General features: G+C 73.8%; 17 protein-coding genes. 12 read left to right on the top strand and 5 right to left on the bottom strand.

The window, feature by feature from the left end; all coding sequences use genetic code 11:
- On the top strand, positions 1-1,394 hold a 1,394-nt coding region (locus tag NUM_RS29275; RefSeq protein ID WP_207128188.1), incomplete at its 5' end, for a DUF58 domain-containing protein.
- The gene (locus NUM_RS29270; protein WP_207128187.1) at positions 1,391-1,858 is read left to right on the top strand and encodes a hypothetical protein; all 468 of its coding nucleotides are present in this window, start codon (positions 1,391-1,393) and stop codon (positions 1,856-1,858) included. The genes NUM_RS29275 and NUM_RS29270, both read left to right, overlap by 4 nt.
- Positions 1,859-1,957: 99 nt before the next feature.
- Here NUM_RS29270 and NUM_RS29265 read toward each other — a convergent pair whose 3' ends face one another.
- Positions 1,958-2,800: an SAM-dependent methyltransferase gene (locus NUM_RS29265; protein WP_207128186.1), complete on the bottom strand. Its 843-nt coding sequence runs from the start codon at positions 2,798-2,800 to the stop codon at positions 1,958-1,960.
- A 187-nt stretch (positions 2,801-2,987) separates the two neighbouring features.
- On the opposite strand from NUM_RS29265, the gene NUM_RS29260 reads away from it, so the two are divergent.
- The 5 genes from NUM_RS29260 (at position 2,988) to NUM_RS29240 (ending at position 7,793) form a co-directional block, all read left to right on the top strand.
- Positions 2,988-3,824 (top strand): NAD-dependent protein deacetylase, encoded by an 837-nt coding sequence (locus NUM_RS29260; RefSeq protein WP_225918930.1) that lies wholly within the window; start codon positions 2,988-2,990, stop codon positions 3,822-3,824.
- A gap of 218 nt (positions 3,825-4,042) precedes the next feature.
- The gene (locus tag NUM_RS29255; RefSeq protein WP_207128184.1) at positions 4,043-5,116 is read left to right on the top strand and encodes a GH25 family lysozyme; all 1,074 of its coding nucleotides are present in this window, start codon (positions 4,043-4,045) and stop codon (positions 5,114-5,116) included.
- A gap of 598 nt (positions 5,117-5,714) precedes the next feature.
- The gene (locus NUM_RS29250) at positions 5,715-6,080 is read left to right on the top strand and encodes a hypothetical protein (protein ID WP_207128183.1); all 366 of its coding nucleotides are present in this window, start codon (positions 5,715-5,717) and stop codon (positions 6,078-6,080) included.
- Positions 6,081-6,197: 117 nt separating this feature from the next.
- Entirely contained in the window at positions 6,198-6,458 is a 261-nt protein-coding gene (locus NUM_RS29245; protein WP_207128182.1) for a hypothetical protein, read from the top strand.
- 162 nt (positions 6,459-6,620) lie between these two features.
- Positions 6,621-7,793 carry a WD40 repeat domain-containing protein gene (locus NUM_RS29240; protein ID WP_207128181.1) on the top strand — a complete coding sequence of 391 codons (1,173 nt, stop codon included), beginning with the start codon at positions 6,621-6,623 and terminating at the stop codon, positions 7,791-7,793.
- Between the two features lie 142 nt (positions 7,794-7,935).
- On the opposite strand, the gene NUM_RS29235 is transcribed toward NUM_RS29240, so the two are convergent.
- Complete coding sequence (locus NUM_RS29235) at positions 7,936-8,721, bottom strand: SAM-dependent methyltransferase (protein ID WP_207128180.1); 786 nt, start codon at positions 8,719-8,721, stop codon at positions 7,936-7,938.
- 541 nt (positions 8,722-9,262) lie between these two features.
- Between NUM_RS29235 and NUM_RS29230 the strand changes: the two genes are divergently transcribed.
- Positions 9,263-9,460: a hypothetical protein gene (locus tag NUM_RS29230; RefSeq protein WP_207128179.1), complete on the top strand. Its 198-nt coding sequence runs from the start codon at positions 9,263-9,265 to the stop codon at positions 9,458-9,460.
- Positions 9,461-9,602: 142 nt separating this feature from the next.
- On the opposite strand, the gene NUM_RS29225 is transcribed toward NUM_RS29230, so the two are convergent.
- Together NUM_RS29225 and NUM_RS29220 are read right to left on the bottom strand one after the other, a co-directional pair.
- Complete coding sequence (locus tag NUM_RS29225) at positions 9,603-10,616, bottom strand: LacI family DNA-binding transcriptional regulator (protein WP_207128178.1); 1,014 nt, start codon at positions 10,614-10,616, stop codon at positions 9,603-9,605.
- Between the two features lie 86 nt (positions 10,617-10,702).
- Positions 10,703-13,234 (bottom strand): glycoside hydrolase family 3 N-terminal domain-containing protein, encoded by a 2,532-nt coding sequence (locus NUM_RS29220; protein WP_207128177.1) that lies wholly within the window; start codon positions 13,232-13,234, stop codon positions 10,703-10,705.
- Positions 13,235-13,451: 217 nt separating this feature from the next.
- On the opposite strand from NUM_RS29220, the gene NUM_RS29215 reads away from it, so the two are divergent.
- The 4 genes from NUM_RS29215 to NUM_RS29200 all read left to right on the top strand — a co-directional run bounded on the left by NUM_RS29215 (position 13,452) and on the right by NUM_RS29200 (position 18,326).
- Positions 13,452-14,756 (top strand): ABC transporter substrate-binding protein, encoded by a 1,305-nt coding sequence (locus NUM_RS29215; protein ID WP_207128176.1) that lies wholly within the window; start codon positions 13,452-13,454, stop codon positions 14,754-14,756.
- A gap of 110 nt (positions 14,757-14,866) precedes the next feature.
- Positions 14,867-15,823 (top strand): carbohydrate ABC transporter permease, encoded by a 957-nt coding sequence (locus NUM_RS29210; protein ID WP_225918929.1) that lies wholly within the window; start codon positions 14,867-14,869, stop codon positions 15,821-15,823.
- A gap of 70 nt (positions 15,824-15,893) precedes the next feature.
- Complete coding sequence (locus NUM_RS29205; RefSeq protein WP_225918928.1) at positions 15,894-16,712, top strand: carbohydrate ABC transporter permease; 819 nt, start codon at positions 15,894-15,896, stop codon at positions 16,710-16,712.
- Between the two features lie 138 nt (positions 16,713-16,850).
- A complete protein-coding gene (locus NUM_RS29200; protein ID WP_207128175.1) occupies positions 16,851-18,326 on the top strand; it encodes an MFS transporter in 1,476 nt (491 codons plus the stop codon).
- Between the two features lie 132 nt (positions 18,327-18,458).
- On the opposite strand, the gene NUM_RS29195 is transcribed toward NUM_RS29200, so the two are convergent.
- On the bottom strand, positions 18,459-19,628 hold the full coding sequence (locus NUM_RS29195) for an Acg family FMN-binding oxidoreductase (protein ID WP_225918927.1): 1,170 nt from the start codon (positions 19,626-19,628) through the stop codon (positions 18,459-18,461).
- Positions 19,629-19,842: the final 214 nt, after the last annotated feature.

Below are 19,842 nucleotides of genomic sequence, written 5' to 3'. Positions count from 1 at the left end.
CGTCGCCGGTCGGGCCGGCCACGCCGCGCGCCGGCCGGTCGGAGCCGGGTACCCCGCCGGAGCCGATGGCCGGGGCGCAGGTGACGCTGCCGGTACGGTTCGGGCGCACGCTCGCCGCCGCCCGGCTCGGCGTGCTCGCGGTCGCCGCGGTGGTGGTCGCGCTGATCGTCGACCACGCGGCGGTGCTCGCGCTCGCCGCGCCGCCGTTGCTGCTGCTCGCGCTGCGCTCCCGGCGGGAGCGGCCGGACACGCTGACCGCGACGGTGTCGCTCGATCCGCCTCGCTGCATCGAGGGCGACCGGGTCACCCTCTCGGTGCGGCTGACGCTGCCGGCGCCGGTCGACCAGCTGTCGGTGACGCTCGGCGACGGACTCCCGGTGGACGGACCGGACGACGGCGTCGCCGTGCAGACCGCGTCGACCGTACTGAGGTTCACGCTGGCCCCGCAGCGCTGGGCGCGGCTGGACCTGGGTACCGCGCTGGTGACGCTGCTCGCCCCGGGCGGCCTGGACCGGGCCCGGCTGCGGGTACCGCTGGGCGAGCTGACGGTGTACCCGCGGACCGCGCCGCCGGCCGCACCGCCGCGCCCGGCCCGGCTGCCGCAGCTGGTCGGCGAGCACGTGGTGGCCGGCACCGGTACCGGCGTGGAGTTCGCCGGGATCCGCCCGTACCAGGCCGGTGACCCGGTGCGGCAGGTGCACTGGGCGTCGAGCGCCCGGTACGGCCGGCCACACGTGGTGCTGCGCCACGCCGAGCGGCTGGCCGACGTGGTGCTCATGATCGACGGGTACTCCGATGTCGGGCCGCCGGGCGGCAGCAGCCTGGACGTGTCGGTACGGACCGCGGCGAGCCTGGCCGAGTCGTGGCTCGCGACCGGTGACCGGGTCGGCGTGGTGACGCTGTCCGGTCTGCTGCGCTGGCTGCCGGTCGGCCTGGGCCGGCGCACCCTGTACCCGATCGTCGACTCGGTGCTGTCGGTGCGTCGAGACCGCGCGGTGCCGATCGCCGGGCCGCCGCGCATCCCGCTGCCGGCGCTGCCGCCCGGCGCCCTGGTGGTACTGCTGACGCCGCTGCTGTCCGACCGCATCGTCGAGGTGGTCCAGCGGCTGGGGGAGCGGGGGATGGCCATGCTGGTCCTGGACACCCTCCCGGCCGAGCCGGCGATCGGTGCCCTGCCGGCGATCGGTGCCCTGCCGGCGGCCGGTGCACGCCCGGCGGGTGACGAGTCGTTTCCGGCTGGCGCGGCGTTGCGGTTGTGGCGCTCGGAGCGGGCGATCGTGGCCCGGGAGATCGCCGCGCTGGGCGGGATGACGTTGCCGGCGGCGGAGCCGGCGAGCCTGTCCGCGGCGCTGGAACTGGCCCGCCGGATGCCGCCGCGGGGGCGGTCGCGGTGAGGGCGGTACGGGTCGCGCAACTGCTCACCGGTGCGGTGCTGCTGGTGGTACCGGCGCTGTTCGGGCCGACCAGCGGCCGGCTGCTGCTGATCACCGGCACCCTCACCCTGGTACTGGGTGCGCTGTGGCACCGCGGCGCCGCGGTGACGTTGACCGCGGTCCAGGGCGTACTGCTGGGCGGTCTCGCGGTGGCCGGCGCGTCCTCCCCGCTGGCCGGTGCGCTGCTGGGCTGCTGCAGCGGGTTCGCGCTGACCGGCTACCTGCTGTCCGCCGAGGCGGCCGACGACCACTGGCCGGGCCTGCGGCCCTGGCTGCGCCGCCGCGGTCGACCGCTGCTCGTCGTGCTGGCCGCGGTGCTGGTCCTGGTGGCGCTGGAAGCCTTGCCGGTACCGGGTTCGCTGCTGCTGTTCGCCGTGGGCGCCGTCGCCCTCGTCGGCGCCGGGTGGCTCGCGCTGGCGCCGTGAGGGGCCGCTGCGGGTGCGGCTCCCGGCGCGGCGTGGCCGGTGCGAGGAGTGCCGGCCACGCCGCGCCGGGCGGCCGGTCGCTCGGGTCGGCCGGCCCGGTCAGTGCGCGGGGATGCGGGCGACCAGGGCGCGGATCTCGGTGTCGGACGGGTCGTCCGGTACCTCGTCGCCGGGGTCGGGCCGCCACTGCGGCGCCCAGACAATGCCGGGCTCGACCACGTCGAGCCCGGTGAGCAGCGCGGCCAGCTGGTCGCCGTCGCGCGAGATCGGCGCCGTCCTGGTGCGCTGCTGGTACTCCCGCACGCCGACCCTGGACCGCTCGCGCTTCTCCGCCGTGTACGCCTCGTCGGTGTAGTGCGACAGCGCGAGTAGGCCGCCGCCGCGGGCGACGTCGCAGTACCGGTGCAGGATGCCGGCCGGGTCGGCGGAGTCCGGGATGAAGTGGAAGACCGCGACGAGCAGGATGCCGACCGGCCGGGACAGGTCGAGCAGGCCGGTGGCGTCGGCGGCCCGCAGTACGGCGTCCGCGTCGCGCAGGTCGGCGTCCAGGATGGTGGCGTTGGCGTTGCCGGCGAGCAGCTGCCGGGCGTGGGTGACCGCGACCGGATCGCTGTCCACGTACACCACCCGGGCCGCCGGGTCGGCCGCCTGCGCGATCTCGTGCACGTTGCCGACGGTCGGGATCCCGGAGCCGAGATCGAGGAACTGGTCGATCCCGTTCGCGATCATGTACCGCACGGAGCGGCGCAGGAACGAGCGGTTCGCCCAAGCGATCTTCGGGCCGACCTGGCCGGCGGCCATCACCCGGTCGGCGGTCTCCCGGTCGACGGCGAAGTTGTGCGCCCCGCCGAGCAGGTAGTCGTAGATGCGGGCCGGGTTGGGTACCGACATGTCGACCGCGCCGGGTGGCGGTGTCGGCGCACCGTGTGGTTCAGCTGCCATCTCGTCCTCCCGATCGGCCCTGCTGGGCAGCAACGTACGCCACTTCCATGGGTGCTCGCGTCGTCGCAACGGGCACCGTGCTCGTTCGGGGCCCGCGCTCGTCGAGGGGAGTTGCGCGCGCGGGCCGACGTAGGCTGCGATCGTGCGCATCCGACCCACCCTGACCTGGGCGCCGTCCGGCGACGCCGTGCCGGCGACCACCAGCCTGACCGAACTGACCGAGGTGGTCGAGGCCGGGAACGTGCTGGTGCTGACCGGCGCCGGGCTGTCCACCGAGTCCGGAATCCCGGACTATCGCGGCGAATCAGGCACGCTGCGGCGGCACACCCCGATGACGTACGAGCAGTTCGTCGGCAGCGTCGACGGCCGCCGCCGGTACTGGGCGCGCAGCCACCTCGGCTGGCGCACCATCACCGGCGCCGCACCGAACGCCGGGCACCGCGCGCTGGCCGCGCTGCAGGCCACCGGCCGGCTGACCGGGATCATCACCCAGAACGTGGACGGCCTACACCAGGCCGCCGGCGCGCGCGAGGTCACCGAACTGCACGGCAGCCTGTCCCGGGTGATCTGCCTGGGCTGCCGCGCCACCAGCGACCGGGTCGAGCTGGAGCACCGGCTGCGCGCCGCGAACCCGGACTTCACCGCCGCGGCCGGCGCGGTCAACCCGGACGGTGACGTCGAGCTGGCCGAGCACCAGGTCCGCCGGTTCCGGCTGGTCGACTGCGAGGTCTGCGGATCGGGCGTGCTCAAACCGGACGTGGTGTTCTTCGGCGAGGGCGTACCGCGCGATCGGGTCGACCACTGTTACCGCCTGGTCGACTCCGCTGAGGCGCTGCTGGTACTGGGTTCCTCGCTCGCGGTGATGTCCGGCCTGCGATTCGTCCGGCACGCCGGCAAGCGCGGCATCCCGATCCTGATCGTGAACCGGGGCGAGACCCGCGGCGACCCGCTCGCCGCGGTCCGGGTCGACCGGCCCCTGGGCGCCGCCCTCACCGAGCTGACCACCCGGCTCGGCTGCGCCTGAGACCTGCCAGACCGGTCCGGCACCGCAGCGCGCGCGGCCGGTACCGGCGCTCCGCCGGTACCGATCGGATGATCGTCGTGCGCGGCACGGTGCCCCGGCTCGCCGGTCGTCGTTATCGGACATAGGCTACTTAACAGCTATTTGTTGTTCAGTACGGTCAGGTCCGTGATGACAGTGTGGGGGAGCGGGACGATGGACACCGGCGGCGAGGAGTCGTCATGACCCTGTACGGCATCGACTGTTCGAACCACCAGGGCAACATGACCGGGTTCGGTGGAGTGGCGACCTCGTTCCTGTGCCACAAGCTGACCGAGGGCACCACCTACACCGACCCGTACGCGTCGCACAACCTGGCGTTCGCCCGCGGCCGGCACGTGCCGGTGCTCGGCGGCTACCACTACGTGCGGTCCGGCAACGGGTCCGGGCAGGCCGACCACTTCGTCGCGCGGGCCCGGGCACTGTTCGGGCACGAGCTGCGCGGGTTCCTGTGGCAGCTCGACTGCGAGGACGACGCCGGATGGGCCGACGTGAAGGCGTTCAAGCACCGCTGGGACTCGCTCAGCGGCGGTGCGCCGATCCTGTTCTACACCGGCGACTGGTGGCTGCGGCCGCGCGGCTGGAACGTGGCGAGCCTGGGCTTCGCCGGGCTGTGGGCGGCGCCGAACCGCGGCTACGTCGGCAAGGCCGAGAACGTGCGCACCAGCGACTGGGTCGCCGGCTACGGCGGCTACGACAAGCTCACCATCCTGCAGTACGACGCGCGGCCGTCGATCGGTGACACCAACGAGTACGCCGGCTCGCTGGCCGCACTGCGGCAGCTGGTCGACGAGGAGGAGCAGATGATCGAGACCAGCCTCGGCGCGAGCGACACCACGCTGTCGTTCGGCGACTTCACCCTCATCCGGTGGAGCAAGGAGTACGCCGACCCCGGCAACGCGCACGAGAACGGCACCTACCCCGGCTACGTCGCACCGGTCTCGTCCTATGTGGATGGTGTACTGCTGCTGCGGATCACCGGAACCAAGCCCGGCGACCACTACCAGACCCGGCTGGTGATCCACGACTGGGACACCACGCACAACAAGTCCAAGCGCATCGCCGGCATCGACGTGCTCGACGACGGCGTCTGCACCACCGGCGACCAGTACGTCAACGTGCCCGTGCGCCGCTACGCCCACCACGGCCAGCACCTCTACTTCGACGTCGCGGTCTTCCCGGACGGCGGCGGCACCGACCGGGCCGCACCGGTACTCTCCGGCGCCAGCCTCCGCGTCGCCCAACGCGCCACCTGACCCAACGCGTCGACGAAACGTGCGCGGTGCGGTCCTCGACCGCGCCGGGCCGCCACGGCCGGCGTGACGGTGCGGAGACGAAGCATCGGTCCGAGTGACGGTCATGGTTCCTGACGAACCTGGGCTGCTAGTCACGGACATGGCGAGATTGCGTCCTTCGCGGCATATCGACCAGCCGGGTCGCGCCGACAGCCCATCGCTCGCGACAATCAGCACGCTATCTGTGCTCGAAGAATCTCGGTTGCCGCACGAAGCGAAGGTAAGAGTTGCGAACAAGACTGCAGCGACGGGTGTGCCCGCTGGAGCGGTGGTTCTCCGACCGCCGCCGTTGGCGATCGGTCGCGACTCGGGTGATCGATGAATAACTGGACGCGGCTCTTGCGCAGGTTGGCTGGCTCGGGCGTTCCCGGGATAGCGGTCGTTCTCATCGCTTGCTTCGTGATCGGCAGGCGACTGAATCCGATCACCATGCTGATCGCCGTATTCAGTGGAGTCGTAGGGCTCGGCGTGAACCTGCTGTGCCGACGCTTGTCGACACGTTCTCGTCCTGGCCCGACCGACGGTTCTGAGTTCCACGAGACAGACAGGGGCCGCGCCGATGGGATTTGATGACGGCATTCCGCGTATCAGAAGGCGCCCCGAGTGGTCGGTGTTCATCATCTCCGCTCGGTTCGCCATCCTCGGAGTCGCCGTCGCGGCAACTGGCATGACAGCGATCTTGCTCGGATGCCAGGGCAAGTTCTTCGTCTATCTCATGGGGTTTGGGGCATTCGTCGCCGTAATCTCCATCATTTCTTTCGGCACCGTGGTCGTTGCCGTGATCAATCCCGTCATGAACAGCGTGGACATCGTGAGAAACCTGAGTGACATGTCTGTTCAGGCGGACTTCTTCTCGGCCTTGATCGAAGACGTTTCGAGCTTGAGACGGTGGAAGTCCTTCGATCCACACTCCGGCCGGAATTGATCCGTTGATTGCTTTCGTGTTCGGTCCAAGGGGGGTAACGGTGCGAGTTCGACGCTGCGTTGCCGGGTGGGGATGTGATGGATGATGGGCCCGTCTTCCCGTCCTTCGATCGACCTGATGGACACCACGACGATGTGGCCGAGCCTGACCGGGATGATCGTGGCCTGCCTGGCGATCGTCGGCGGTTGGCTGGTTTGGCGGAACTGGCGAAGGACGGGAGACGGCGAGCGGCGAGCGTCGGGTCTGAGTGACTTCGGTGCACGGCCGTCGATGTTCTCGGGCGAGGTGGTTGCCATGGTGCTGGCATCGGTGGGCGTCGTCGCTTTCCTCTGTGCGCTCTACGCTTTCGTGAAGTTCTTGAGTCGCCACGCCGGGTGACCAGCGGCGCCCTGGGGTGAGGCATCCGGCGTCCGGTCGGTCGCGGCAGTCTGGCTCCGTACTTGCGCAAGGTGCTGCCGCCGGCGCACGTTGCCGCTGGCCCGGTGGACGGTGGGCGGGTGCGGGGTCACTCGTGGGGGTTGATCCGGGCAAGATGGGGCAATGCAACTGGTTGAGCAGGCGCCGGCGGCGGCTCGGCGGGTCAGGACTCCGTTGCTCGTGGCGGCCGGGGTACTGGTGGTGGTCGTGGCGCTGGTGCTGGTGCCGTGGCTGGCGGCCGATCCGGGGCGGCAGCCGGCGCCGCGGCGACCGTCCTTTCCCCGTACGGTCGGGGGCTGGTCGTCGACCGCCTCGTCGGTGCGGCGGGCGCCGCTGGGGGCGGCGATCGCGCTCGTCGGGTACGGCGACTCCGGGCAGCTCGTGATCGGTGCGGACGGCACCGACTACCGCAGCGTGCTCGGCGGGCACGTGTTCACCGGGCACACCGACGGGGACGGCCTGCTCAGCCCGGACGGGCGCAGCGTCGCGGTGGGCGGCATCGACGACGTGCTGCGGCTGGTCCGGCTCGGCGACGGATCGGTTCGCTCGTACCGGATCCACGGTGCCAGGCGGGTGCGCGCGCTGGCGTTCGCTCCGGACGGCACCCGGATCGTCTGCGCGGTGACCGCGGCCGGTTCCGGCCCGGACAGCGTGGTCCTGCTCGACCCGAAGGCCGGCACCAGCGTGCCGCTGGCGACCGGCACCGCCCGCGGCGCCGCGTTCTCCCCGGACGGCGGCAGCATCGCGGTGCAGCTCGGCGGTGACATCCAGGTCGCGCACAGCAGCGGCGTGCTTGCCGGGCGGCTGCCCGACATCGGCGGCACGCTCGCGGGGCCGCACGCCTGGTCGCCGGACGGCCGCTGGCTCGCCCTGGCCGGCGCGGACGGCCGGTCGGTGCACTTCGCGTCCACCGACCCGGGCAGCGGGGACACACCCCCGGCGCCGCTCGGCGACCAGCACGCCCGGTTCGTCGGCTGGGCCGACGCGCAGACCCTGCTGGTCACCGACGGCGGGGCGCTGCTGCGGCAACCGCTGGCGCACACCGGTACCGTCCGGCGGATCGGTACCGTGCCGGCCGGCGCCACGCTCGACGACGTCGCCGTTGCGCTGATCGACTCGCGGCACCTGGCCGTGACCGGTGCCGCCGCCGACTACGGGCCGCCGCCCGCCTGGTGGCTGCGTACCGTCGTCGGCGGGGTGGCGCTGCTCGTCGCGATCCTGTGCGCGGCCGGGGCGCTCTGGTACCGCCGGCGCCGCGGTGCGGGCGGTACGTCGCCCCGGGCGACGCCGGCATAGCCCGCGCGCCGCGGCGATCGCGGCACGACGACCGGTGCGGCGATCGCTGCGCCGCGCACGGTGCGGCGATCGTGGCGCTGTGGCCGGTGCGGCGATCGTGGCGCTGGCGCCGGCGCTGGCGGTGTCGCCGGCGTGCGGGTGGTCAGTCGATGCGGGCGACGCCGGCGTAGCCGGCGAGGCCGAACGTCTCGGTGGCCTCGTCCGGCCGCCACCGGTCGACCTCGACCACGCCGGGCGGCACCAGCGTCGTACCGGTGAACAGCGCCGCGATCTCGTCCCGGCTGCGCAGGCTGACCCGCTCGCCGGCGTCGGAGTAGACCTTGCGGGCGCGGCCGATCTCGGCCTCGCCGTCGGCGCTGCGCCGGGTACCGGTGGCGTGACCGATCACCAGGTAGCTGCCGGGCGCCACCGCCTGCCGGTACGCGGCGACCAGGCCGGCCGGGTCGTCGGCGTCCGGGACGAAGTGCAGCACGCCGTTGAACAGCAGCCCGATCGGCCGGTCGAAGTCGAGGATGCGGCGGGTCTGCGGATCGGCCAGCACCCCGGCGACGTCGCGGACGTCGTGGTCGATGATCACCGTGGCCGGCTCGTCGGCGAGCAGCGTATGGGAGTGTGCGACGGCGATCGGGTCCACGTCGACGTACACGACGCGTGCTTGGACGCTCGCCTGCTGGGCGATCTCGTGCACGTTGCCGACGGTCGGGATGCCGGAGCCCAGGTCGAGAAACTGGTCGATGCCGGTGTCGAGCAGGAAGTGCACCGCGCGGCGCAGGAACGCCCGGCCGGCGCGCATCGTCGCCGGCAGGGCCGGGAACGCGGACCTCGCCGCCTCGGCCGCCTGCCGGTCCACCGCGAAGTTGTGCGCACCGCCGAGGAAGTAGTCGTACATCCGGGCGGCGTTGGGCCGCTGGTCGTCGCTGTCCGCCATGGCGCAAGCATGCCCGATTCCGGCGACCGCGGCGGGTGGGTGGGTCGCGGGCCGTCCTCCCCGCGGCCCGCGACCCGACCATCCCCGCCCCCGAGGTGCGCGCCGGACACACCCCAGCCGCGCCCGGCGCGCGTCGATACACGCGCCACCCGACCGGTCGGCTGCGACCCGATGCGGGTGGATCCGGTGCGGTGACTGGGCGGCGCGGTGTCGATCACCAAACGTGATCTTCGGGCGGGTTTCGCCCGGCTCGCCGGCACGTCGCTGGTCACCCAGCGTTTCTGGTACTAAGCTGCCGTGTCCAACGCCCCGGCGCGGGTGGGCCCGAACGGTTCGGTGCCGAGCCTGTCCGACGCGCCCCCGCCGCCGCGCGATTCATACCGACGCCCATCGAAGCGGCCTCCGCCGATGCGCTCGCCGGCCGTACCGGTTCGTCCGGTGCGCCGCCGACCCCGACCGCGCCCGGCCCCACCCGCCCCGATGTGCGCCAGCCCGCCGCGCGAGGTCCCCACGCGCGGCGGCACCTCGGGAGGGTCTGCAGATGCGGCTCGCGATCGTGCTTCTGGTGACGCTGCTGTGCGTCGACATCGCGGCGACGGTCGTCCTGTACAGCGCGTGGCGCACCGAGCGGCGGTTGCGCCGCTACGCCGACGCCACCGCCCGGCGCTACGCCCGCGCCGCGCCGACCACGCCCCGGCGCGGCGGCGACGAGGTCAGCATGCGCACCCTGTACCGCTGAGCCGCGGCCCCGCGCCGGCCTGGGCGCAGCCGAGGCTCGCGCCATCCGGGAGGCAGTCGAGGTGCGCGCTGGCCGGGACGCAGTCCGACCGCCCGCCGCCCGGGACGCGAGAGAGACGTGCGCGACGCGGGACCTGCGGCGGTCAGCGGCCGAGCGGGGCGGTGCTCTCCCGCCGGACCAGTTCGGTGGCCAGCTCGACGCGCCGGCTGTCCGGTGCCTGCCCGGCGGCGAGCTGCAACACGGTACGGGCGGCGACCCGCCCCATGTCGGCCAGCGGCTGGCGCACGGTGGTCAACGGCGGGCTGGCCCAGCGCGCCTCCGGCAGGTCGTCGAAGCCGACCACGCTGACGTCGTCCGGTACCCGGGCGCCACGGCGCCGGACCGCCTCGTACACGCCGAAGGCCATCTGGTCGCTGGCGGCGAAGATCGCGGTGGGCGGGTCGGGCAGGTCCAGCAGCGCGTCGGCGCCGCGGAAACCGGACTCGTGGTAGAAGTCGCCCGGTGCGATCAGGGCGTCGTCGACCGCGATGCCGGCCGACTCCAACCCGGCCCGGTACCCGTCGAGCCGGGCCCGGGAGCACAGCAGCCGCGGCGGCCCGGCGATCAGCCCGATCCGCCGGTGCCCCAGGGAGAGCAGGTGCTCGGTGGCGGTCAGCCCGCCGGCCCAGTTCGTCGCGCCGACGGTCGGCACGTCCAGCGCCGGCGTACCGGCCGGGTCGACCGCGACCGCCGGCGCGTCCAGCCGGTGCAGCTCGGCCCGCAGCGTGGGCTCCAGGTCGGAGGTGACGAGGATGACCCCGTCGGTGGACCGGTCCCGCACGCTCTCCAACCACTGCCGGGTCGGGCCGGTGCGCCGGTGCAGCGCCGACACCACCGTCCCGGCGCCGGCGGCGTGCCCGACCTCCTCGACGCCGCGCAGGATCTCGACCGCCCACGGGCTGTCCAGGTCGTTGAACACCAGGTCGATCAGCCCCGCCGCCGGCCGCGACCTGGACTGGCGACGCCGGTACCCGCGGGCGTGCAGGAGCTGCTCGACGCGCTCACGGGTGTCCGGTGCGACGTCCGAGCGGCCGTTGAGGACCCGGGACACCGTCGGTACGGACACGCCCGCCTCGCGCGCGATCGCCGTGATGGTGACGCGGGAGTCGTCGGCCACGCTGCCTCCTTCGCAGACGAGGTACTGGTGTCGCAGGTCGCCGTCGGCGGCAGCCGGTCGGCGGCGCACGGTACTGCTGTCGCAGGTTACGGTGCGCCCTCGACCCGGGCGCGCACCGCGCCGGGCAGCCGGTCGTCCAGCCGGCGGTGCGGCCCGGTGAGCCGCAGCGGCACGGCGTACCGGTGCTCGGCGCTGGAGGCCGACAGCCGCAGCTCCAGCTCGCCCGGCTCGACCAGCCGGTACAGGTCCCGGCCGGTGTAGGCGGCGGCCTCGGCCGGGACGGTGAAGTGGGCCCGCGCGGCGTGTCCGGGCGGCAGCGGGACCCGCACCGAGCCGATCAGCCGGACCACCGGCCGGGTCACCTCGGCCACCGGGTCGTGCAGGTACAGCTGGACCACCTCGGTGCCGGTGCGGTCGCCGACGTTGCGTACCAGCACCGACAGCCGCAGCGTGCCGTCGGTCCGGACGCGGGGCGGCTCGTCGCCGGGCGGGCGGCCGTCGACGAGCAGCTCCGACCAGCGGAACCGGGTGTAGGACAGGCCGTGCCCGAACGGGTACCGGGCGGTCGGGTCGATGCTGGACACCTCGGTGCGGTGGCCGAGCGGCGGCGCCAGGTACGTGGCCGGCTGGCCGTCCGGCCGGTGCGGCACCGACACCGGGGTCCGGCCGGACGGGCTGACCCGGCCGGACAGCACGCCGGCGAGCGCCGGGCCGCCCTCCGCGCCGGGGAAGAACGCCTGCACCCGGGCGGCGAGCCGCTCGTCCAGCTCGCCCAGCGCGTACGGCCGGCCGGTGAGCAGCACCGCCACCACCGGCGTACCGGTCGCGACCAGCGCGGCGAGCAGCTCGTGCTGGGCCCCCGGCAGCCGCAGGTCGCCCACGTCGCAGCCCTCGCCGGAGGTACCGCGGCCGAACAGCCCGGCGCGGTCACCCAGCACCGCGACGCACACGTCCGCGTCCGCGGCCAGCGCAGCGGCCCGCGCCGGCCCGCCCGCGTCGTCGGTGCCCGCGTCCGGATCGCCCGCGTCCTCGGTGCCCGCGTCCGGACCGCCCGCGTCGTGGGTGCCTGCGTCCGGACCGTCCGCGTCGTCGGTTCCCGCGTCCGGACCGTCCGCGTCGTCGGTGCCGGCGGCGGCGTCGAGGCGGGGGTCGACGGCGCAGCCGCGGGCGTACGCGATCGTGGCGTCCGGCAGCTCGGCCCGCAGCGCGGTGAGCAGCGACGGTACCGGGATGCCCAGCGGCAGCTCGGGATGGTGGATCCCGACGTGGTTCGGGAACGAGTAGCAGCCGAGCATCGCCCGCGGGTCGTCGGCGTTGGGCCCGACCACGGCGATTCGGGCCGCCGGCGGCAGCGGCAGCGCGGCGCCCTCGTTGCGCAGCAGGGTCACGGACTCCTCGGCGAGCCGGCGCGCCAGCCGCCGGTCCGCCGGGCCGTCCAGGTCGATCGGGCCGCCGGCGGCGGGGCTGCCCGCGCCGGAGCCGGCATCCGGTGCCGGGGGAGCGGGGTCCCAGTCGGGGTCGAGCAGTCCCAGCTCGCACTTCTGGGTCAGCACCCGCCGGGCGGCCCGGTCGATCAGCTCCGCCGGTACCCGGCCGGCGGCGAGCGCGGCGCGCAGCGGCGCACCGTAGCAGCGGACGGTGGGCAGCTCGATGTCCACCCCGGCAGCGAGGGCGAGCGCCGCCGCGTGCGCCGGGTCGGCGGCGACGCCGTGCAGCGTCTGCAGGAACGACACCCCGAAGTAGTCGGCGACGACGGTGCCGGTGAACCCCCAGCGGTCCCGCAGCAGGGTGGTGAGCAGCGCCGGGTCGGCGGCGACCGGCATCCCGTCGAGCTCCGCGTACGAGTGCATCACCGAGCCGGCGCCCGCCTCCCGCACCGCGGCCTCGAACGGCGGCAGGATCACGTCGGCGAGCTCGCGCGGCCCGATCGGTACCGGCGCGAGGTTGCGGCCGGCGCGGGAGGCGGAGTACCCGGCGAAGTGCTTGAGGGTGGCGATCACGCCCGCGGACTGCAGACCCCGCACGTACCCGGTGCCGATCGCGGTGACCAGGTGCGGGTCCTCGCCGATGGTCTCCTCGGTACGGCCCCAGCGCGGGTCGCGGACCACGTCGAGCACCGGCGCCATGCCCTGGTGCACGCCGACCGAGCGCAGCGCGGTACCGATCCGGGCGCCGACCCGTTCGACCAGCTCGGCGTCGAAGCTCGCCCCCCAGGCCAGCGGCGTCGGGTAGACGGTGGCGCCCCAGGCGGTGAACCCGGACAGGCACTCCTCGTGCGCGATCGCCGGGATGCCGAACCGGCCGGCGGCGACGATCTCCGCCTGCGCGGCGGCGAGCGCGGCGGCACCGCGGGCCGGCTCGACCGGTGCGGTACCCAGCGGCCGGGTCAGGTGGCCGAGCCCGTCGGCGATCAGCACCGGCCAGTCGACCGGTTCGTCGGTGAGGTCGTGCTGGTACGGCGCGACGCCGGCACCGTCGGCGTCGGCGCCGACCCACACCCCGTACAGCTGGGCGATCTTCTCGGCCGGGGTGAGCCGGGCGAGCAGGTCCGCGACCCGCTCGGCGACGGGCCGGGACGCGTCCCGCCACACCGCGGTGTCCTTGTCGCAGGTGGCCATCCGTCTCCTCCCGGCCGCGGTGCCGGACCGAAAGTTTCGGTGCGGCGCGATGGGCAAACCGGACCCAACATACCGGCAGAATCGGGCGATGGGGAGGTCTTGACCGGCGGCTCTCCTCGACGTAGCTTACGAGCGATCCGAAACTTTCGGTGAGTTTTCGGATGTAAGTCACGCCCGCCGGCACGGTGGGTGGCCCGATCCCGCGGGAGGGCGAGACATGACCATGCGGATGACCCGACGCTCGGTACTCGGCCTGGCCGGCGCGGCCGCCGCCGGGCTCACCGTGGCCGGCTGCGGCACCTCGGGACCGGCCGGCCGTGGGGGCGGCGCGATCCAGCTGTGGGTGCTGCAGAGCGACACCGAGAACCCGGTGCTGAAAAAGCGCATCGACGCGTTCGACAAGCACTCCTCGGTCAAGGTCGCGATGACCACCTACGTCAACGACCCGTACAAGCAGAAACTCCAGGTGGCGATGGGCTCGCCGAACGCGCCGGACATCTTCTTCAACTGGGGTGGCGGCAACCTCGCCCAGTTCGTCGACGCCGGCCAGGTGCAGCCGCTGGACGCCGCCCTCGCCGATCATCCCGCCGTCGCCAAGGCGTTCCTGCCCAGCGTGCTGGCCGGCGCCACCCTCGGCGGCAAGCGGTACGGGCTGCCGATGTCCGGCATGCAGCCGGAGGTGTTGTTCTACAACAAGACGGTGTTCGACGCGGCCGGCGCGAAGCCACCGGCCAGCTATTCCGACCTGCTGAAGCTGGTGGACACCTTCAAGCGCAAGGGGATCACCCCGATCGCGCTCGCCGGCGCGCAGGGCTGGACCGAGCTGATCTACCTGATGTACTTCACCGACCGGATCGGCGGCCCCGACGTGGTGGACGCGCTGGTGGCGAAGAAGCCCGGCGCCTGGCGGCATCCGGCGATCCGCGCCGCCGCGGAGCACTGCGTGGAGCTGGTCGAGCGGGGGGCCTTCGGCACGAACTACCCGTCGGTCAGCTCGGACAACCAGGCCGCCTCGAAGCTGCTCGCGACCGGCAAGTGCGCGATGCACGTGATGGGCTCCTGGGAGTACCAGACGCAGGTCGCGTCCAGCCCGAAGTTCGTGTCCGGGCACCAGCTCGGCTGGGTGCCGTTCCCGTCGGTACCCGGTGGCAAGGGCGACGCGAAGAACGTGGTCGGCGTGCCCACCAACTACTTCTCGGTGGTCAAGGGCGGCAAGCACGTCGAGCAGGCGACGAGGTTCCTGCTCGACACGCTCGCCGGCGACCCGTACGTCGACGCCATGATCGGCATCGGTGAGATCCCGCCGGTGAACGGGATCAAGCCGAAGCTCGCCGCCAGCAAGGCCGCCGACTTCGCCACGTTCTGCTACGACCTGGTGTCCGCGGCGCCGCACTTCCAGCTCGCCTGGGACCAGGCGCTGTCCCCGTCGGTCGGCACCGCGGTGAACACCAACGTGCAGAAGCTGTTCGTCAAGCAGCTCGACCCGGCCGGTTTCGTCAAGGCGATGGACGCCGCGGCATGAGCACCGGCGACGTGATTCCTCCCGCGGAGCCGGCGTGAGTACCGGCGACGTGATTCCTCCCGCGGAGCCGGCATGAGTACCCGCGACGTGATCGTTCCCGCGGAGCCGGCGTGAGTACCGGCAGCGCGATCCTGTCGCGCGGATCCCGGCGCCGTGACCGGTCGCCCGCGGGCGGCGTGGGGTCCGCGGCGTACCGGCAGCGGCCGGGGCTCGGCTGGTTGGCGCCGGCGGCGGTGCTGTTCGCGGTGTTCGCGCTGCTGCCGATCGTGGTGGTGGCCTACCTGAGCCTGACCGAGTGGAACGGGCTGGGCGCACCGCACTGGGCCGGCCTGGCGAACTGGCGGACGCTGCTGCACGACTCCGAGATACCGCACGGCATCCGCATCACGGTGCTGCTGACCGTGGTGTCCTGGCTGGTACAGACGCCGCTGGCGCTGCTGCTCGGGGTCTGGTCGGCGGGCCCGCAGCGGCACCGGGCGGTGCTGTCGGCGGTGTTCTTCCTGCCGCTGCTGCTGTCGCTCGCCGCGATCGCGCTGAGCTGGCAGGCGCTGCTGGACCCGAACTTCGGCGTACCGGCGGCGCTCGCGAGCGCGCTGCACGTCCCGGCGCCGAACCTGCTCGGTGACCCGCACCGCGCGCTGTACGTGGTGGTCGCGGTGCTGGCCTGGCAGTGGGTGCCGTTCCACACGCTGATCTACCAGGGCGCGGCCCGCCAGATCCCGACCCAGCTGTACGAGGCGGCCGCGCTGGACGGCGCCACCCGCGCGCGGCAGTTCGTCTCGGTGACGCTGCCGCAGCTGCGGCACACGATCGTCGCCTCCTCGGTATTGATGATCATCGGGTCGCTGACCTACTTCGAGACGATCCTGCTGCTGACCGGTGGCGGGCCGGGCGACGCGACCGAGGTGCTGCCGCTGCACATGTACCGCACCGGCTTCGTCGGCTTCGACATGGGCTACGCGAGCGCGCTGGCGTTGCTGCTGGTGGTGGTCGGCGCCGGGCTGTCCGTCCTGATCGTGCGGGCCAGCGGCTTCGCCCGGATGGACAGCGATCGGGAGGGGCTGTGAACGGCCGCGGGCGTCGAACCGTCGCCCGGCCGCCCGGGTCGGCTGCCGGCGCTCGGCAGGGCGGGCGGCCGTGAGGGGCCGCGCCCGGGTACCGGCCGCGGTCGCGCTGGTGCTGTGGCTGCTGGTGGTGGCGATCCCGGTCTACTTCATCGTGGTGACCAGCCTGCGGCCGGCCGACGCGTACCTGTCGCACGGCGCGCTGCCGGTGCCGACCGACCTGAGCCTGGACAATTACGGCCGGGCGCTGCGCTTGGGGTTCAGCGGCTTCCTGCGCAACAGCGCGATCGTCACCGTCGCGACGATCGCGCTCACCCTCGGCGCCGCGCTGCCCGCCGCGTACGCGATCGTGCGCAACCGCAGCCGGCTGGTCCGGGCCGGCCTGTCGGTGTTCCTGTTCGGCCTCGCGATCCCGGCGCAGGCGGTGATCGTCCCGGTGTACCTGATCATCACCCGGCTGAAGCTGTACGACTCGCTCACCGCGATCGTGCTGCCCACCGCGGCGTTCTCGCTGCCGCTGGCGATCGTGGTGCTGACCAGCTCGCTGCGCGACATCCCGGACGAGCTGTACCAGTCGATGGAGCTGGACGGCGCCGGCAACGGCCGGGTGTTCCTCCGGCTGGTGCTGCCGCTGTCCCGGCCAGGGTTGATCACCGTCGGGATCGTCAGCGGTCTCAACGCCTGGAACGGCATCCTGTTCCCGCTGGTGCTGACGCAGAGTTCCCGCTGGCGGGTGCTGCCGCTGGGACTGTGGAACTTCCAGGGCCAGCACGGTACCGACGTGCCCGGCCTGATGGCCGCCGTCGTGCTGTCCGCGCTGCCGATGCTCGCCCTCTACCTGTTCGGCCGCCGGCACCTGCTCCGCGGCCTCGCCGCCGGCTTCGGCCGCTGACCCGTCGCCGCGGCGCGAGCCCTGTCCTGCCGACACCGGCCGTCGGTGCGACGTCACCGGAGGGTCCGGTCGGCCGGTCGGTGGTCGGTCGATAGGTTCGCGGGTGGCGGGGATGCCGCCGCGGACGAATGGAGACTGATGGCCGACCGTCGGGCCCGGGTGCTCGTCGCGCTGGTGCTGACCATGGGGCTGGCCGCGATGGACACCACGATCGTGGCGACCGCGCTGCCCTCGGTGGTGGCGGACCTGGGCGGGCAGCACCTGTTCGCCTGGGTGTTCTCCACCTACCTGCTGGCGCAGACGGTGACGATCCCGCTGTACGGCAAGCTCGCCGACCTGTACGGCCGCAAGCCGGTGCTGATCGCCGGGGTGGCCACGTTCCTCGTCGCCTCGGCAGCCTGCGCGGCGGCGCCGAGCATGCTGGCGCTGATCGTGTTCCGTGGCGTCCAGGGGCTGGGCGCCGGCTCGATCCAGGCGACCGTCGCCACCGTCGCCGGTGACCTGTACTCGATCGCCGAGCGCGGCCGGGTGCAGGGCTGGCTGTCCAGCGTGTGGGGCATCTCGGCGCTGGTCGGGCCGGCCGCCGGCGGCCTGTTCAGCCAGTACGTGTCGTGGCGGTGGATCTTCCTGATCAACCTGCCGCTCGGCGGGTTCGCGCTGTGGATGCTGCTGCGGCACCTGCGCGAACGCATCGAGCGGAAGAAACACAAGATCGACTACGCCGGCGCCGCGCTGGTGCTGGGCGCGACCGCGGCGCTGATCGTCGGCCTGCTGTCCGGCGGCAGCCGGTGGCCGTGGCTGTCTGCGCGAAGCATCGGCGTGTTCGCCGTCGCGGCGGTACTCACCGGGGTGGCCGTGGTGGTGGAGCGGCACGCGGCCGAGCCGGTGATGCCGGGCTGGCTGTGGACCCGCCGCACCCTGGTCGGCGCGAACCTGACCATGGTCGTACTCGGGTTGATCGTGATCGGGATGAACACCGTGCTGCCCACCTACGCGCAGCAGGTGTCCGGGCTGTCGCCCACCGCGGCCGGGTTCGTGCTCGCCGCGATGAGCATCACCTGGCCGATCTCGTCCAGCCTGTCCAACCGGCTGTACCTGCGGGTCGGGTTCCGGGACACCGCCCTGGCCGGGACGCTGCTGGTGGTGCTCGCCACCGGCGTGCTGGTGCTGGTGCCGCCGAGCGGGCCGGCCTGGCAGCTGGTGGTCGCGACCGTGGTGATGGGCGGCGGCTTCGGGCTGATGTCCACCTCGATGCTGGTCGGCACCCAGTCCACGGTGCACTACGGCCGGCGCGGGGTGGTCACCGGCGGCACCATGTTCGGCCGCTACCTGGGGCAGAGCATCGGCGCCGCGGTGTACGCGGCGATCAGCAACGCCAGCCTCGCCGCGGCGCTGACCCGGCCGGTACCCGACCTCGGGCCGCGGCCGGAGCAGGTCGACGGGATCGGCCGGGTCCTCGCCGCCCACCCCGACTCCGCGGTGGCGCACTACCTGCGTACCGCCGTGCACGACGCCAGCCATCAGGTGTTCCTGGCGCTGCTGGGCACCGCCGTACTGGGCGTGGCGTGCGTGCTGATCGCGCCGCGCCGCTTCCCGGTCGTCGACGACCGCTGACCCCGCCTCCGGCGGCGTCGAGAGCCGCTGCCCCGCCTTCGGGGTCGAGAGCCGCTGACCCTGTCTGACGGGGCGTCAAGGGCCGCTGACCGCGCCGAGCGGGGCGGTCGCTGGCGGCAGCGGTGCGCGCGGTCAGAGCCGGTCGACGACCTCGTCCACCGGGCGACGCGGGGTGGCGAACATCGGGCGCGACGGGTAGCCGATCCGCAGCACCAGGTACGGCGAGCCGAGCCGGCCGGCCATCCGCCGCAGCCGGGACCGTGCCTCCGGCACCTCCAGCACCTGCGAGTACAGCGACGCCGCGAGACCGCCGTCGGTGGCGGCGAGCAGTACCGCCTGCAGCGCCTCGCCGACCGCGAGCTGGTCGGCCGGATGCTCGCCCGGCCCGCCGAGTACCGCCACCAGCGGCGCCGGCTCGAACCCGCGGTCCGGCCGCCGCGGTGCGCCACCGTAGTCGCGGCCCGGCAGCGGGTCGCCCGGCTCCGGCCGCGGCCCGGCGGCACCACCCGGTACGCCGTCGGTGGCTCCCGCCTCGCGCCGGATCCACCCCGACAGCTCCCGCTCGTACGCCGGGTCGGCGCGCAGCACCCGGTCGGCGTCGGTGACCAGCTCGCCCAGCAGCCGCCGGGCGGCCGGCTCCACCACCAGATCCAGCCAGCACCCCCGGGTACGGGCCGCCTCGGTCAGCGCGGCACGCAGCGCCGGCTCGACCGTCACGTCGTCCCGGAACGGGTACCGGTTGCTGTGCCGGCGGGCGATCGCGGCGTGCAGCGCGTGCTCGCGCGGCGCGGCCGGCCGGGCGGCTCCGGGACGGACCACCGCGAGCAGCGTCGGGTCGGCCGGGTCGGGCAGCAGCGCCACCTCGGCGGCGCGGCCCAGCCGGACGGGGAACGCCAGCCGCAGGTTGTGCACCGCGGCGCCGCAGGCGATCCGCGCCGCGATGTCGTCGGGGTCGGCGACCGGCAGCCGCCGCTGGAGATCCAGCCGTACCTCGACCCGTCCGGTACCGACGGCGAACCGCCAGGGCTGGCTGTTGTGCATCGACGGCGCCAGGACCGCCGCGCCGACCGTACCGGCCAGTGTCTCGGCGGACACCGGCGGGCCGGTGGCCACGTCCGAGGCGCGCTCGGCGAGTTGCCGGGCGGCGCCGAGCAGCCGCGTGTCGTCGTCGACGTGCGCGGCCCGTTCGCGCAGCTCGACCAGTTCGCGCCAGAGCCGGGCCGGGTCGGAGTGCTCGGCGCCGCGCGGCCCGCGCTGCAGATCGCGTTCGGCCCGCCGCAGCAGGTCGCGGAGCTCGCTCATCCGCACTCCTCCCACGCCGCGCCGCCGCGTCGTCGGGCACCGCCCGGCCGGCGGTGTCGTCGCGGGGCCCTCGGTTGGCTGCCGGCTCCCGCCGGCTGGGTGCACCGGTCTCGGTGCGCGCGGACCCGGGCGAGTCCGTGGCTCCATTGTGCGGCCGGATCGGTGGTGGCGGGCCGGTTCGCGGCACCCGGCGACCCAGGCCACACCGCTCGGC

Origin of the sequence: Actinocatenispora comari, assembly GCF_017312725.1 — a bacterium.
GTDB lineage: Bacteria > Actinomycetota > Actinomycetes > Mycobacteriales > Micromonosporaceae > Actinocatenispora > Actinocatenispora comari.
The sequence above is the reverse complement of the archived record's forward strand: the minus strand, read 5'-3'. Positions and strand labels throughout refer to the sequence as shown.